The sequence below is a fragment of the Streptomyces sp. NPDC060232 genome, from assembly GCF_042726555.1.
Lineage (GTDB): Bacteria > Actinomycetota > Actinomycetes > Streptomycetales > Streptomycetaceae > Streptomyces.
Genome location: NZ_JBHXAG010000022.1, coordinates 118,604 through 133,242 on the forward strand (window position 1 = coordinate 118,604; position 14,639 = coordinate 133,242).

General features: G+C 74.6%; 11 protein-coding genes and 2 pseudogenes. 6 read left to right on the top strand and 7 right to left on the bottom strand.

Annotated elements, in window-relative coordinates:
- On the bottom strand, positions 1–675 hold a 675-nt coding region (locus ACFWFZ_RS27630; RefSeq protein ID WP_387125684.1), incomplete at its 3' end, for a hypothetical protein.
- 219 nt (positions 676–894) lie between these two features.
- On the opposite strand from ACFWFZ_RS27630, the pseudogene ACFWFZ_RS27635 reads away from it, so the two are divergent.
- Positions 895–1,191, top strand: a pseudogene (locus tag ACFWFZ_RS27635) (hypothetical protein); the annotation flags it as partial.
- Here the strand turns inward: ACFWFZ_RS27635 and ACFWFZ_RS27640 are convergent.
- Together ACFWFZ_RS27640 and ACFWFZ_RS27645 are read right to left on the bottom strand one after the other, a co-directional pair.
- A pseudogene (locus ACFWFZ_RS27640) lies at positions 1,188–1,481 on the bottom strand (zinc ribbon domain-containing protein); the annotation flags it as partial. The pseudogenes ACFWFZ_RS27635 and ACFWFZ_RS27640 sit on opposite strands and share 4 nt — an antisense overlap.
- A gap of 149 nt (positions 1,482–1,630) precedes the next feature.
- Positions 1,631–2,362, bottom strand: a complete 732-nt coding sequence (locus ACFWFZ_RS27645; RefSeq protein WP_387125685.1) for a hypothetical protein — start codon at positions 2,360–2,362, stop codon at positions 1,631–1,633.
- A gap of 286 nt (positions 2,363–2,648) precedes the next feature.
- Here ACFWFZ_RS27645 and ACFWFZ_RS27650 point away from each other — a divergent pair, with 286 nt between their 5' ends.
- The 4 genes from ACFWFZ_RS27650 to ACFWFZ_RS27665 all read left to right on the top strand — a co-directional run bounded on the left by ACFWFZ_RS27650 (position 2,649) and on the right by ACFWFZ_RS27665 (position 5,784).
- On the top strand, positions 2,649–3,635 hold the full coding sequence (locus ACFWFZ_RS27650; RefSeq protein WP_387125686.1) for an MsnO8 family LLM class oxidoreductase: 987 nt from the start codon (positions 2,649–2,651) through the stop codon (positions 3,633–3,635).
- 411 nt (positions 3,636–4,046) lie between these two features.
- Positions 4,047–4,529: a lamin tail domain-containing protein gene (locus tag ACFWFZ_RS27655; protein ID WP_387125687.1), complete on the top strand. Its 483-nt coding sequence runs from the start codon at positions 4,047–4,049 to the stop codon at positions 4,527–4,529.
- Positions 4,530–4,806: 277 nt separating this feature from the next.
- The gene (locus tag ACFWFZ_RS27660) at positions 4,807–5,025 is read left to right on the top strand and encodes a hypothetical protein (RefSeq protein ID WP_387125688.1); all 219 of its coding nucleotides are present in this window, start codon (positions 4,807–4,809) and stop codon (positions 5,023–5,025) included.
- 153 nt (positions 5,026–5,178) lie between these two features.
- Positions 5,179–5,784 carry a GNAT family N-acetyltransferase gene (locus ACFWFZ_RS27665; RefSeq protein WP_387125689.1) on the top strand — a complete coding sequence of 202 codons (606 nt, stop codon included), beginning with the start codon at positions 5,179–5,181 and terminating at the stop codon, positions 5,782–5,784.
- A gap of 66 nt (positions 5,785–5,850) precedes the next feature.
- On the opposite strand, the gene ACFWFZ_RS27670 is transcribed toward ACFWFZ_RS27665, so the two are convergent.
- Together ACFWFZ_RS27670 and ACFWFZ_RS27675 are read right to left on the bottom strand one after the other, a co-directional pair.
- On the bottom strand, positions 5,851–6,078 hold the full coding sequence (locus ACFWFZ_RS27670) for a hypothetical protein (protein ID WP_387125690.1): 228 nt from the start codon (positions 6,076–6,078) through the stop codon (positions 5,851–5,853).
- A 94-nt stretch (positions 6,079–6,172) separates the two neighbouring features.
- Positions 6,173–7,714, bottom strand: coding sequence for a DUF6056 family protein (locus ACFWFZ_RS27675; protein WP_387125692.1), 1,542 nt, complete (start codon positions 7,712–7,714; stop codon positions 6,173–6,175).
- Positions 7,715–8,197: 483 nt separating this feature from the next.
- Between ACFWFZ_RS27675 and ACFWFZ_RS27680 the strand changes: the two genes are divergently transcribed.
- Complete coding sequence (locus ACFWFZ_RS27680) at positions 8,198–9,586, top strand: hypothetical protein (RefSeq protein ID WP_387125693.1); 1,389 nt, start codon at positions 8,198–8,200, stop codon at positions 9,584–9,586.
- A 170-nt stretch (positions 9,587–9,756) separates the two neighbouring features.
- On the opposite strand, the gene ACFWFZ_RS27685 is transcribed toward ACFWFZ_RS27680, so the two are convergent.
- A complete protein-coding gene (locus tag ACFWFZ_RS27685) occupies positions 9,757–10,203 on the bottom strand; it encodes a hypothetical protein (RefSeq protein WP_387125694.1) in 447 nt (148 codons plus the stop codon).
- A gap of 586 nt (positions 10,204–10,789) precedes the next feature.
- Positions 10,790–12,961, bottom strand: a complete 2,172-nt coding sequence (locus ACFWFZ_RS27690) for a PIG-L family deacetylase (RefSeq protein WP_387125695.1) — start codon at positions 12,959–12,961, stop codon at positions 10,790–10,792.
- Between the last annotated feature and the right edge of the window lie 1,678 nt (positions 12,962–14,639).

The window sequence follows — 14,639 nt, forward strand, 5'->3', positions numbered from 1 at the left end:
TCCACCACCCTGAGTACCGCCCTGGGTGTTACCGGCGCCACCACCCTGGGTACCGCCCTGGGTGTTGCCGTTGCCGGCGCCCTGGGTACCGCCCTGGGTGTTGCCGTTGCCGACCTGGGTGCCGCCGATGGTGTTGTTCGAGCCGCCGATGATCGTGTTGTTGACGATGTTCGTCACGTTGTTCGTCACCTGGTTCACCACGGAGGGAGCCAGTCCGAGCCGCTTCGCTTCGGATGCCGCAGCCTTCCGGCCGATGGCGGCTGCCTCCGTCTTGGAAGCTCCGCCGCGCGCTGCCTGCTGGGCCGCGGCCGTGCCTCGTGCCGTTGCCGCTGCCACGTCGGTCTTCGTGGAGGCCGCGGTGGATCCCGGCGTGCACCGGACGGTGCCTACGGAGACCGGACCGCCACCGGTGATTCCGACGCGGATGTCACCCTTCGGTCCGGCGGCGACGCGGGCGACGGTCTTCCCGTCACGCTTGACGTCGTAGGTCTGCTTGAGGGCGAAGCCGTTGCCGTGGATCTCTCCGCCCTTCAGGCTGCACACCGCCGCGGGGGCTGCGGTCGGAAGTGCGGAAGCCAGGGAAGGCTGGGCGAATGCCACCCCCGCCGTTCCGGCGAGTATCGCGGTGACGCAGGAAAGACCGGCAATGTTGGCGACGTGCTTCTTCCTCGACATTTGATATCTCCCTTGAATGGTCGACCAGGATTTCCGAGAATCTCTGCGAGCCGGGAATTCGACTTGCCTGGTGTCTCAGTTCCGTTTGGATGGCCGAGCGGTTTATCTGTCTCCAGATTGCCGTTTCCGGGCGCGGGGAGGAAGCGACGGACATTCGGGGCTTGACAGATTCACATTCGGATGGGCGGTTATGTCGTGCCTGGTGGGGGCGGGTCGCCGGACAAGTGCCATGGCCATGACCGCCTGCGGCGGTGGCTCCGCGGGCGGAGGATCCGGCACCGGATCGCCCGCAAGGGCATCGAGTCCTCGCAGCGTCTGGGCCGCCATCGCCGGGTCGTCGAACGAACCGTGGCCTGGCTGGCTGGCTGGCTGGCTGGCTGCCGACGTCTTCACCATCGCTGCGAACGCAAGGCTGAGCACTTCCCGGCCTTCGTCGGCAAGCCGCGGTTCTCCTCACCACCGCCGCCTCAAGGCAGCGGATTCGGGCGCCGCAAATTGACATCCTCCCCGTCCTAAAGGACGGGGATTCCTGGCTCACGTTGGCCGGGGACCAGCGGTCCACCGGCTCTTACACGGTCAGCACCAGCCGGGTTGAGACCAGCCCGGACGAGCATCACGCGGGCGGAGTTCTTGTCCCTGGGGGACACGGCTCCGCACGCGGTGCATGCGTAGGTTCGTTCAGGAAGAGGCAGTGCGTGCTCGGTTCTCGCCCCGCACGCCGCGCAGTCCATGGTGGTGTGCGCGGGGTGCACGAGGCGGATGTCCCGCCCGTGCTTGCGGCCCATCTCGATCAGGGCCGTCTGGGTGAGGACCCGGGGCCTGGACGGCACGGGGTCGAGCCGTTGTAGCCCCGACGGTGGGTCGGGGCGACAACGGCTGAGAGGGGGACGGCATACGGCATACGCATCACCTCGCAGAGGGCTCTGCGAGGTGATGCGCTTTTCGGCCGGCCTGATCAGCCCTGGGTTCCACCCTGGGTGTTCCCGGAACCGCCACCCTGCGTACCGCCCTGGGTGTTGCCGTTCCCGCCACCCTGCGTACCGCCCTGGGTGTTGCCGTTCCCGCCACCCTGCGTACCGCCCTGGGTGTTGCCGGAACCGCCACCCTGCGTACCACCCTGGGTGTTGCCGTTCCCGCCACCCTGGGTTCCGCCCTGGGTGTTGCCGGAACCGCCACCCTGGGTTCCGCCCTGGGTGTTGCCGTTCCCGCCACCCTGGGTTCCGCCCTGGGTGTTGCCGTTCCCGCCACCCTGGGTTCCGCCCTGGGTGTTGCCGTTCCCGCCACCCTGCGTACCGCCCTGGGTGTTGCCGTTCCCGCCACCCTGCGTACCGCCCTGGGTGTTGCCGTTCCCACCACCCTGCGTACCGCCCTGGGTGTTGCCGTTCCCGCCACCCTGCGTACCGCCCTGGGTGTTGCCGTTCCCACCACCCTGCGTACCACCCTGGGTGTTGCCGCCCTTGTTGCGCTTCTTCTTGTGGTCGTCGTCGTGCTTCTTGTGGTCGTGCTTCTTGTGGTCGTGCTTGTTGTGGCTGACGACGCTCTCTACCGACGCGGTGGGGGCCGCCATCGCGGAAGACGTGGGGATGAGGACTCCGCCGGCGATAGCGGCGGCCGCGACGGCGGTGGCGAGGCGGAAGCCTCGGCGCTTGGGGCGGGGGGACTCGGACGTCTCGAACTTACGGTTCATGGTTCTTCTCCTGATCGAATCGGACCCTGAACGGGTTCCGGGAATTCGGGGTCTTTGCGATGTGGGGATTGTTTCCACCACGTCTGCGACTCGTTTCCTTGCCGGTGAGGCGCATAACCAGTAAGCCCGTCCGCGGTGGTGCCGGTCACGTTCCGGGAATTCGGGGCTTGACGTTTTCGCGGATACGGATTAGCCGGATACCCGGGGGTCGGGGCCGCCGGTCGGCGGTGGCGCGAAAGCGATCATCGGGGCCGTTGGGGGGAGGCGTGATCCTTATGCTGACGGCATGCTCGACATACCTCTTTCAGCGCTGGAAGTCGCGATGGTGCAGACGGGCACCCGCGCCGTGGACACCCTGCGGGACACCGCGGCCTTCGCACAGGGAATGGAACGGCTGGGCTACCGCCGCCTCTGGTATGCGGAGCACCACCACTCCCCCGCGATCGGCGCGTTCCCGCCGGTCGTGCTGACGGCGCACGCCGCCGCCTCGACCTCGGTGATCCGTCTGGGGTCGGGCGGGGTGCTGGCCCCCAACCACGCGCCCCTGACGGTGGCGGAGCAGTTCGGGACGCTGGCCGCCCTGCACGAGGACCGTATCGACCTGGGCATCGGCCGCGGGCCGGGCACGTTCGACGAGGCCATCGCGCGGGCGCTGCGCCGGGGGGCCGGGCCGGCGACGGATGCGGAGTACCGCCAGGACGTGGCCGCCGTCCTGTCGTTCCTGGTGGAGGAGGTCGCGCTCGGTCCGCTGCCGGAGCCGTGGCTGCTGGTCTCCAGTACCGCGGGGGCCGCTCTGGCCGCGGCGCTGGGCCTGCCGGTCGCGGTCGCGCACCACATCCGGCCGGACAACACCCTTGCCGTGGTGGAGGGTTACCGGGCGGCGTTCACCGCGTCCCGCTGGTGCGAGCGGCCCCGGGTGATGCTGTGTGTGGAGACGGTGTGCGCGCCGACGCAGGAGGAGGCGGTGTGGCGGGCGGGTCCGATGAACGTGGTCAAGGCCGGGCTGCTGAAGGGGCTGAGCCAGGTGCCGTTCCCGACGCCCGCGCAGGCGGCCGCCCATTCCTTCACCGAGCAGGAGCGGCAGGCGCTGGAGGGTTTCCGTGCGCAGCAGGCGGTCGGGGCGCCCGAGGCGGTGGTGGGGCGGTTGGCGCAGCTGGCCGGGGAGACCGGGGCGCAGGAGCTGATGCTGACCACGCCTGTCTACGACCTGGGTGAGCGGATCGGTTCCTATGAGCTGGTCAGGAAGTACTGGGGGGCGGCGGGGTCGTCGTAGGGGCGGGTTTTCTCGCACGCCGGGATCGTTTGCGCAGGTGCGTGCGAAGGGGCGGCGGGGGTGGCTGTTACAGGGCCTTGGACCCGTTCGGCGTAGGGGTGTGAGGGGTGGTCGGGGCCGGGGTCCGGGGGCGGCGAGGGCTGTTTGGCAGACCTCCCACCGGGTGGCGGCGGGCTGCCGAGTCCAGGGCGTCAATCCGGGTTTGACGGTTGCCCGTTACAAGGGAGAGTTACGGACATATCCGGATTGGGAAACACGGGGTGGAGGGTCGGTGTCGGGGTGTGTCGGGGGGCCAGAGTGTGGCTCCTCGGCCAAGTCGCCGGGAACCGTTTCGAGCCCGGCCGGCGCGCACGTTTTCCGTGCGGGACGCCGGTGTGGGCCGCCCGTTGAAGTCGAAGGGGTCCCTTGTCCATGTCTGCTTCTCCCGCCACGCGCCGCGCTCTCGCCGCCCTCCTGGCTGCCGGCACCCTGATCGGCGCCGCCGCGCTGCCCGCCGCGGCCGACGACCACCGCCGCGACCACCGCGGATCCCGCTCCTCCCTCGCCATCGGCGACGTCCAGTACGACAGCCCCGGCCGCCACGACCGCTCCAACCGCGCCCTGAACCGCGAATGGGTCGAGATCAAGAACACCGGCCGCCACAGTGTCAACCTCCGCGGCTTCACCCTCACCGACCAGCAGGGCAACCGCTACCGCTTCCCCGACTTCCGCCTCGACGGCCGCTCCGCCGTCAAGGTCCACACCGGCCAGGGCCGCGACACCCGCCACGACCTCTACCAGGACCGCCGCCGGCAGATCTGGAACGACCGCGACACCGCCACCCTCCGCGACAACCGCGGCAATGTCGTCGACACCGAGTCCTGGGGCCGCCGCGGACACCAGCACCGCGGCTGATCCCGTGCCGGCGGTCGCCCCGACGGGGACGGTGACCGCCGGATGAAAAGGGGTGCGGCGTGTCATGGCGGGGGCCGTGGCACGCCGCACCCGTGCGCGCGGGCGCGGGGCGCGGGAGGTGGGCGCCGGAGGTCGGTCGGCGCGTGCATTCGGGTGGCGGGGTGTCGTGTCGGGCGGGTGGGCGGGGGCCGGGTTGGCGATGCTGGGCCGGGCGGCCGGGCCGGGCGCGGCATCGGGCCGGCGCCCTGCCCCATCCCATGGCGAGAAGGAGTACGGCATGCCGACGGACGCGGTCGGGCGTTTCCTCGCGGCTCTGGAGCCGCACCGGCGGGAGGCCGTGGCGGGCAGGCCGCGTGAGGAGCAGGAGCGGCTGGCGGCCGCCTGGGAGGAGGAGTTGGGCTCGGACGACGAGCTCGACACCCTCGATGAGCTCTCTCCGCCCGCGGCGGAGGCCGAGGCGGCCCGCCGGGTGATGGACCGCGAGTCGTCAACTTGACCCGGCCCTGAAGGGGCGGGCTTGGTAGGTAGCGCCCAACCGGCTGCTGGGTTGGCTCCTCCGTCCAGGCACCCCTATGTGCCCGGCGGACGGGGACGGGGCAGGGCGGGGCGGGGGTAAAGGGGTGGCCGGTGGCTGAGCGGCCGGGGAAGAATGCGGCGGGTGCGTGATCGTGTGGAGGCGTCCCCGGGGCTGCGGCTGCGGCGTTGGACGCCGGGCGATGCCGAGGCGGTGCTGGCGGCGTTCGCCGAGCCGGTGATGTCGCGGCAGGCCGCTGAGCCGGTCGTGACGCTGCCTGCGGCGCGGCGCTGGCTGGCGGCCCGGACGGAGCAGTGGGATGCGGGGTCGGGATACGCGTTCGCGGTCGTCGACGCTGCGGACGTGGTGCTGGGGCATGTCGCGGTCGGCGCCGTCGAGCGGCGTCACGGCACCGGCTGGGTCTCGTACTGGACGACCGCGGCGGCCCGTGGGCGGGGTGTCGCGTCGGGCGGCTGCCGTGCGGTGGCGGCCTGGGCGTTCGAGGACGCCGGGCTGTTCCGGCTGGAGCTGGGCCACCGGGTCGACAACCCGGCTTCGTGCGGGGTGGCCCGCGCTGCGGGCTTCGCGGTCGAGGGGCTCCAGCGGCGCAGGCTCGCGTACGACGGTGTCCGCTACGACGTCGAGCTGCACGCACGGCTGGCGACCGACTCCGTACCGCCCGCCGCCCGCACGGCCGGACAGCCGAAACGGGCGGGACGGGCGGGACGGGCGGACAGTTGAGGCGGGGCGGGCGGCTGAGGGCCGGGCCGCTGCGTGCCGGCTCTTCGGGAGCGCGGGGCAGGCCGGTCAGGTGGCTTTCGGGCGCGCGGGGGCCTTGCGCGTCTTGACTCCGGCGGCGACGAGGGCCAGGCCCGCGGCGGCGATGCCGAGGTAGGCGGTGGACGGGAGGTCGGCGAGCCGGTGCAGCCAGCCCCACTGCGTGCCGAAGAGGGTCTGCGAAGCGAAGCCGGCGAGCCCCTGGGCGCCCACGACGTAGCCGAGGCTTTCGACGGTGTATCCGATGGTTGTTCGCACAGGTCAACCCTCTCGCGGCGGCGCCGCGAGGAGGTCCTGCTCAGGGCCGAGAACGCAGTAGGCCGAAGGATGCAGTCAGCAGTGGTGGATGCGGTCAGCGGCGGTGGATGCGGTCGATGCCGTACCAGCGGGAGACGCAGGCGGCGACCCAGTCGCGGTCGTAGTCGGCGGTGAAGAAGGGCTCGGCGAGGTGGGCGATGTGCAGGGGGCGGTAGCCGACGTCCGTGGCGCCGTGCGCCGCCTCGGTACGGATGCGGGTGTTCTGGGCGTCCCAGGCGATGGAGCGGGCCACCGTGGTGGTGGTGAGCTGCTGCAGGTGCGGGACGAGTGAGGCCGTCGCGGCCAGGGTCAGGCAGAGCGCCGCCGTGGTGGCGGCTGCCGCGGCGGCGGGGCGGCGGGCGGCCAGTCGGGGGCCGGCCCAGGCTCCCAGCAGGACTCCGTAGCCGCACAGGGCCAGTTCCATGGGCAGCAGGAAACTCGTCCAGGTACGGGCGTAGGTCCAGCCGGTGGGGCCGTATCCGCTGCGCAGGCCTGCCGCCACCGCGAAGGAGCCCAGGATCACCACGGGCAGCGGCAGGAGCAGCAGGGCGGCCCGCGTCGTCCGCCCGGCACCGGGCCGGGCACCGGATGCGGATACGGGTGCGGGGTGGGGGGTGCGGAGGGTGGCGGCCAGGCCCAGCAGGAGGCCGGCGGCCGCGGCGGCGAGGTAGGCCCACTGGCCGGTGACGGTGTCCCACATGCGCAGCCAGTCCTCGAAGGTGGCGCGCAGTTCGCCGGCGGAGAGGAGCGGGGGCTTCTCGGGCTGCTGGGCGCGGCGCCAGCGGGCGCCCGGGGAGGTGTAGAGGACGGCGAGGCCGCAGGCGAGGCCGGCGCACCACAGCAGGCACCAGGTGAAGGGGCGCCAGGTCGCGGTGAGGCGCAGGCGGGGCAGGCACAGTACGGCGGTCAGGGCGGCGAGGAGTCCGCTGACGAGGGCGAAGGGTTCGCTCAGGGTGGCGAGGGCGAAGCCGGTGAGGAGGGCGCCGGCGAAGCCGGCGGTGCGGACGGCGGGGTGGGGGTGGGTGAGGGTGGCCAGGGCCAGCAGGAGGGCCCACAGGCCGATGACGCTCGGCACGGTGTGGGAGATCGTGGCGGGGGCCCACAGCAGGACCTGGTAGCTGCGGGTGCCCGCGAAGTAGAGGAGCGCCTGCAGGGTGAGGGCGCAGGCGGTCAGGGCGAGCAGGGGCGGTGCGTGGCCGAGGGCGCGCAGCAGGCGGCGGCCCAGCAGGACGAGGGCGGCGGTGAGGCAGACGGCGATGAGGGTGGGGAGGATCTTGGTGCCGGCCGGTCCGCCGCTGTAGAGGAGGCCGCTGAGGAAGGCGTTGGCGATCCGGCCGTTCTGGGTCGTGTAGAAGTCGGCGGTGATGCCGAGGACTCCCAGGTCGCGGGCTTTCCAGGCGGCGCACCAGTCGTCGGAGGTGGGGCGGATGTAGAGGCCGAGGAAGCATCCGACGGCGACGAGGGCTCCTGCGGCGGTGGCGAGTGCCGCCGCGGCGGCCGTGGGCAGGGTGCGCAGGAGGGGGCGGGGGCCGGTGTCCGGGCCGGTCGGTGGGGAGGGGGTCACGAGGTCCTCGCCCTCGGCCGCCATGGTGCTCATGGGCCACCTCTTCGCAGCGTTCGCAGCGTTCGCAGCGGGGGTCCGTCGGGCCGGGGCGGCCGGGGCGCCCCGCCGGCTGTGGTGATCGCACGGCCCGCGAACACCCATGATGTGCACGGTTCGCCGCGGCCGGCATCCCGGGCGGGGCCGGTCGCCGCGGCCGGCATCACAGGCGGGGGGCGGGCGTCGCGGCCGGCATCACAGGCGGGGGGGGGCGGGCGTCGCGGCCGGCATCGCCACGACGTCGGAGCGGGTCGGGGCTTGGGGTTGGGGTTGGGGTGGGGGCTGGGGCCACGGCGTCGGGGCGGGTCGGGGCGGGGGGTGGGGCTGGGGCTGGGGTTGGGGGGCGGGGCTGGGGCTGGGGCTGGGGTTGGGGGTTGGGTCACCCGGGCGGCGGGGTTTGCGTGGCGGGGCGGGCGGCGGTCTTCGAGGATGAGCGGGGGTCGGTGTCCGCGCGTACGCGGTGCGGCGGAGGGAGTGGCGATGCCCGTTGTCCTCGGCTGCTGGGCGGTGGCTACGGCGGTGCTGGCCGGTACGGCGGTTCCGGTGTGCGGTGCGGGCGGTCATGCGCCGCTGTCGGGGTTCACCGCCCCCACGGTCGGGGTGCTGTCCAATGTGACCGCCGCCGAGGGGGTTTCGTCCTCGCGTGCCGCCGGCGCCCGGTACGTGGAGGGCAGCAACGTGCTGCGGCTGGCGTCGGGGCGGTGGCTGTACCTGCCCGCGGGGCGGACGGTGTCGGTGGTGGTCGCGGCCGGTGACGCGGGGGCGCTGCGGCAGATCGGGCAGAGCCGGGTCTGGCTGGCCTCCGGCCGTGTGCCGGGCAGGTCCGTCGCCGAGCGGGCGGCGGCCGCGCGGGCGCTGCTGGCGATGCGGGCGCTGCTGCGGCCCAACGGGGCGATGGCGGCAGGGTGGAGTCCGGGCTGGATGTACTCCTGGCCGCGGGATTCGAGCTTCGCGTGCGCGGCGTTCGCGCACACCGGGCATGACGCGGAGGCGTTTCGGATCCTGCGGCACAGTGCCGCGACGCAGCGCGGGGACGGCAGCTGGGAGGCGCGTACGAAGCTCGACGGTTCCGGGCCGCCCGACGGCAGGCGGTGGCAGCTCGATGCCAACGGCTGGGTTCCGTGGGCGGTGTGGCAGTGGTACCGGGCGGCGCCGGCGGACGGCCGGCGGGCCCGGCTGATGACGCTCTACCCGATGATCGTCAAGGCGGCCGACCGTGCGGCCCGGTCCCTGGGGGCGGACGGGCTGCCTCCGGCGTCCCCCGACTACTGGGAGCTGATGACGTCGAGTCCGAACATCGGTACGGCCGCGCCGCTGCTGGCCGGGCTCAACGCCTCCGCGGACCTGGCGCGGGAGGCGGGCCGGCCCGGGGACGCGGCACGGTGGGCGCGGGCGGCGCGGCGGCTGTCCGCGGGGATCTCGAAGCGGTTCTTCCCGCTCGGCTACCAGCGCACCGTCGACGGGCGGCACGGGCGTGACAGTGCGGTGACGTTCATGGCGCCGCCCTTCAACTCCGCTCCGGCGGGGCTGCCGGCGGCGCTGGAGGCCACCTACCGGGCGCTGCGTCTGCCCAACGGGGGGCTGACGCCGGGTGATGATCCGGGGGCGCCGTGGGGTGCGACGGCGTGGACGCCCAGTACGGCGTTCTTCGCGCTGGCCTGGGCGGCCGGGGGGCGGCCGGCGAAGGCGGGGCCGGTGCTGGAGTGGGTGCTCTCGAAGCGCAACGCGCTCGGTGAGCTGCCGGAGAAGGTGGACAAGGCGGGCCGGGCCGCTTCGGTGGCTCCGCTGGCGTGGACGGGTTCGATCGTGGTGCTGTCGCTGGTGGCGCTTGAGGGCGGCGGGCTGCCGGCGCCGCCCCTGCAGCCGTAAAGGGGGCGGGCGGGCCGGGGACCTGCCGGTCCCCGGCGGTCCCCGGCGGTCCCCGGCCGCTCCTGGCGGTTCCTGTGGTGTGTGGCGGTCCCTGGCGGTCCCTGGAGGTTCCTGGGGGTTCCTGAGGGTTGCTGTGGTGCTCGTGGTTGCTGGTGGCTGCCGGTGGGTGGTCAGACGGGCTGGGTCGGCCCGGCCGGCGGCGGGGCGGTGCGGACCGTGTCCAGGGCGGCCAGCAGGCGGCGGTAGGCGGCCTGTTCGGCGGCCACCGCCTGCTCCAGGGCCGGGTGGAGCAGGTCCGGACGGGCCCGGGCGTGGACGGCGGCGGCACGGCGCAGGGCTCTGGCCCGGCGTACGTCGCGTTCGGCGTCGAGGCAGGCCTGGTCGAGGAGGCGGTGGTCGAGGACCTCGGTGAAGGCGCGGTGGGCGAGGGGGTCGAGGCGGTCGAGACTGTCGGCGCAGTGGTCGGGTTGCACAGTGGCGCAGCTGTGGGCGAGGGCGGCGGTGAGGGCGTTCAGGGCGGCGGTCAGCCGCGGGTAGTCCCAGGCCGGGGCGGTGTCGTCGCGGCAGCCGGTGGCCAGTGCCGCGACAGCGGCGAGGCAGACGGCCAAGGCGCGCACGGCGGTTCCCGGCGCACGCGTGCGCCGGCGGGTGGCATGGGAAGCGGTCACAAGGGGCCCCGATCACCGGTGTTCAGGACGTGGGAAGTTGAACAGCAAGGCCGGACGGCCAGGGAGGCCGGACGGCCAGGGTGGCCGGGGAGACCGGACGGCCAGGGTGGCCGGGGAGACCGGACGGCCAGGGTGGCCGGGGTGGCCGGACGGCCGGAGCTGCGTGGCCGGGGAGGCTGGGGGTGGGGAGGCCGGGGGTGGGGTGGCCCGGTAGCCGGGTGGGGCCGGTGGGTGGTGTCCACGCGGTGGCCCGGTGGGTGGTGCCCGGTGGCCGGGGTGGGTTTGGTGGGTGTCCACGGGTGGGTGGCCGGACGGCCGGGGTGGCCAGGGTGGCCGGGTGGGGCGGGTGGGTGGTGTCCACGCGGTGGCCGGGTGGGTGAGGTGGGTTTGGTGGGTGGCGTCCACGGGTGGGTGGGGTGGCCGGGATGGGGCGGGTGGGTGGTGTGGGCGGCTGCGGTGGCGGTGGCCGTGGCTGCCGTGGCCGGGTGGGGCGGGTGGGGCGGGTGGCCGGGGTGGTCATCCTCGTCCGGGGTGGTCAGTGGTGCCAGCCGGAGGGGTGGCGGGCGGCTTGGGCGAGGGCGGTGGGTGGGACGGCCCGGTGCCAGGGGGTGGAGGGGGTCGGCCCGGGAGTGGGGGCCGGGCTGGGGGTGGGGGCCGGGGTGGTGGTGGTGGGGGTGGTGTGGAGGTCGGCGTCCAGGCCGAGGGCGGCGGCCAGGCCGGTTCCGTCGGGGGTGGTCACGGCGGTCGGGGCGCCGGTGTAGAGCATCTGGGACTCGTGCCAGGCGGGGGTGGGGGTGGGGCCGGGGAGGGTGACGGCGGCGGTGCCGGTGGCGGCGCGGCCGGCGAGGAGGCGGCCGGCGGTGGCGACGGCGCCGTAGCCGCCTTCGCCGCCGGTGTCGGCGGGCGGGGAGAGGAGGGGGGCGGCCGCGGTGGCGGTGGCCTGGGTGGTGGTGACGGTGCCGCTGCCGGGGCTGCGGAAGGTGAGGCGGACGCCGTCGTCGTGGCCGGTGGCGGAGAGTACGCCGGTGGTGGCGGGCAGGCCGGTGGGGAAGGGGCCGGTGAGGGGGGCGCCGGGGGCGGGCTGGGTCCAGGCGAGCACGGTGCGGTCGGTGGCCGCGTAGACGTGGCGGCGGCCGGCGCTGTCGGTGGCGGTGGCCGGGTCGCCCTGCAGGGCGGTGCCGCCCAGGGTCTGCCAGGGGCCGAAGCCGGCGCCGGGGGCGTTCTGGGTGGCCGCGCGCAGGGTGCGGTGGGAGTCGCGTAGGTAGACGGTGATGCGGCCGGTGGCGTCGACGGCGGCGGTGGGTGTGCCGATCGCGGAGGTGGCGGACAGGTCGCCGGTGTCGGGGGTGCCGAGGGTGTGCCAGGGGCCGAAGTCGGCGCCCGGGGCGTTCTGGAGGGCGTAGACGGTCTCGCGCCGGTAGTCCTGGGGGGTGGTGGTGGCCAGGGTGGTGCGGGTGGCGAGGACGGCGATGCGGCCGTCGGGCAGGCGGGCGGTGCTGGCGCCGGCGTCGATGGTGGTGCCGGGGGCGGTGGGGGGCAGGAAGCGGGGGCCCTGCCAGGGGGCGGTGGGGCGGGGGCGCGTCCAGTAGGCCATCTGGCCGTCGAGGGCGGCGAAGGCGTAGAGGCGGCCGGGGGTGCCCTGGGTCATCCAGGTGGTGCTCTCGCCGCGGCTGTAGCGGATGGTCTGGTTCCAGCCGGCGCCGGTGGGGCGGGTGGCGGTCTTGCGGTCGCCGCAGCCGGCGGGGCTGCCGCACCAGTCCTGGTGGTCGCTCCAGGCGTAGGTCTTGAGGTAGCCGAGTTTCTCCTCGGCGGCTTTCGCGTCGAGGGTGGGGGGCAGGGAGCTGTTGGGGTAGCTGACGTAGTTCTGGACCGAGAAGTGCGGGCGGGGGCCGGCTGTGGCGGCGTAGCGTTCGGTGGCGGCCTGCGCGAAGCGGGCCCCGTACATGTGGTCTTGGTGGTCGGCGAGGGCGCCGGCGGGCCGGGTGCGGCCGGGGGTGGGGTCCTGGGTGCGGATGGTGGTGGGCTGGTAGAGCGCCAGCACGTTCGCGATGGCCTGGACGGCCTGGTCGCGGGTGTAGGTGAAGGGGGTTTTTACGGGGGTGCCGGAGGCGAGTTGGGAGCCGAGGGCGGGGACCTTGCCGTCCCACAGGCCGCGCAGGCTGTCGGGGTTGTCGCCGGAGATGCTGCGGGCTTCGCGCATCTGCATCCACACCAGGTTGACCTCGGGGCGGGCGAGGAGGATGTCGACTTCGGCGCTGCCGCCGCCGGTGGTGGGTATGGAGGTGCGCTGCCAGGCGCTGGTGCGCCGGCCGGTGGCCATCTCGGCGTAGGCGGCGCGTATGCCGTTCTGGCGGGCCTCGGCGTAGGAGGCGTGGTCGGCGGGGCGTGCGGGGTCTTGCAGGTGCGGGCTGTGGGCTTCGTTCCTGCCGTCGGACTCGCCCGCGGTCAGGAAGACGGTGGTGACCTTGACTCCGGTGGATATGGAGCGGCTGAGGTCGGGGTTCATGAAGAAGAGGTCGTCGTCGGGGTGCGCGACGACCTGCAGGACCGTGCCCTGGGTGACGCTGGGGCGCTGGGGGGGCTGGGCGGTGGCGGGCGCGGGGGCGGGTGCGGTGCCGTATCCGTAGGCCCAGGTCGTGACGCCGGCGGCGCCGACGGTGAGGGCGGCGAGCAGGGCCGCGAGGCGGGTGCGGCTGGCCAGGGACATCGCGGGCGCCTTGGGGGTCGGTCCGGTGCGGGGGGCTGTCGAAGAGTGGGGGTGTCGGTGCCCCGATGGCTGGAGCACTTCCGGAGACGACCGGGGCCGATTATGCCTGGCGTGTTTTCTGCTGACACACCCTCAAGGACCTTATGAAGTTAAACCAGTTGAATGCGAGATATGGGCGACTTGTACCTATTTGGTATTGGTTGGGTGGGGTGTGGTGGGAGGGGATGGCGTGGCGTGTGTCACGTGCGGGGGTGTTTCGGGGGCGGCGGTTTTCCGCTGACTTCTGCGGACTTCTGTCGACTTCCGTGGGTTTCTCGGCTGTCTGGGCTGGGGTTTCCCTGGGTTCGGCGGGCGGCCGGCCGGCGAACGGCCGCTGGGCGGGCGGGAGGACGGGATTGCGGGCGCGCTGGCGGCGGTGAGGTCGCTCACACCGGCCCGGGGGCCGTCCGGTGGACCGGGCGCGCCGGCGAGCGGTGACGGTGGCGCGTGCGTCGGCCGGCAGGGGCGGTGGCGCATGCGTCGGCCGGCAGGGGCGGTGGACCGGGCGCGCCGGCGGGCAGTGGCAGTGGCACGTGCGTCGGCCGGCAGGGGCGGTGGACCGGGCGCGCCGGCGGGCAGTGGCAGTGGCACGTGCGTCGGCTGGCAGGGGCGGTGGACCGGGCGCGCCGGCGGGCAGTGGCAGTGGCACGTGCGTCGGCCGGCGGGGCGGTGGACCGGGCCCGGGCGGGCCCCGTCCCGGGGCGGCCTGGGCCGGGTGGCCGGCGGTCGTCGCGGCGGGCCCGCCGGACCGGCGGGTCGCCGTGCAGCAGGCCGGCGGCGCTGAGGCCGCTGGGGTTACGCCGGTGCCGGTGGCTGCGCGCCACGGGCGCGGCAGGCGTGTTCCGCCCGCCGCGGCAGTTCCTCACGGGGCCGAGGTGACGCACCAGCAGGTGGGGAAGGCGAGCGCGGACGGGGCGGCCCCGTCAGGAGCCCTGCCCGGGCAGGCCAGCGCAAAGTCGGGGAACCCGTCCCCGAGCCGTGCGGAGGTCGCGCCGGGGCGGGTCCCGTGGAGCAGGGCGTGTCCTGGTGCCCGGCCGAGCCGGCGGCACCGGGGCGGGGCGGGACCTTCCGCGGTCCGGGGCGGGCGGAGGAAGGCGCGACGCCCTGGAGGGCGGGCCCCGCCGGCGGGGATGCGCACCGACCGTCCCGGGGAGGGGCGGTGGCGTGCAGGGGCGCCGGGGCGGCGGCCGGTCCAGGGGAGCAAAGCAGCGACGGCCTGGGGGAAGGGCCTGGCGGCGGGAGAAAGCATGCTGGCCGTCCCGGGAAGGGGCGGCGGCGTGCAGGGGCAACGGGGCGGCCGCGTAGGCGGCGGTCCGGTCGCCGGGCGTGCGCCGGTGTTCCTGGTGCTCCATCCCCCGGGCCCACTCCCCCGGGCCCGCGCTCCCAGGCCGGCGGTCAGGAGTACGGGCGGCGCCACGGGAGTGCGCCCGGCCGGGCGCAGCGCGTCCGCCTCGCGGGCGCAGGCGTCGTCGGCGCCAGGACCGGGGCCGGGGCCGGGGCCGGGGCCGGGGCCGGGGCCGGGGGCCGGGGCCGGGGGCCGGGGCCGGGGCCGGGGCCGGGGGCCGGGGCCGTGGCCGGTCTGCTTGTCCTGGGGGGTGGCCTGTGCGGGCTCGTCGTGTCGCACGCGGGGGCGGGGCTG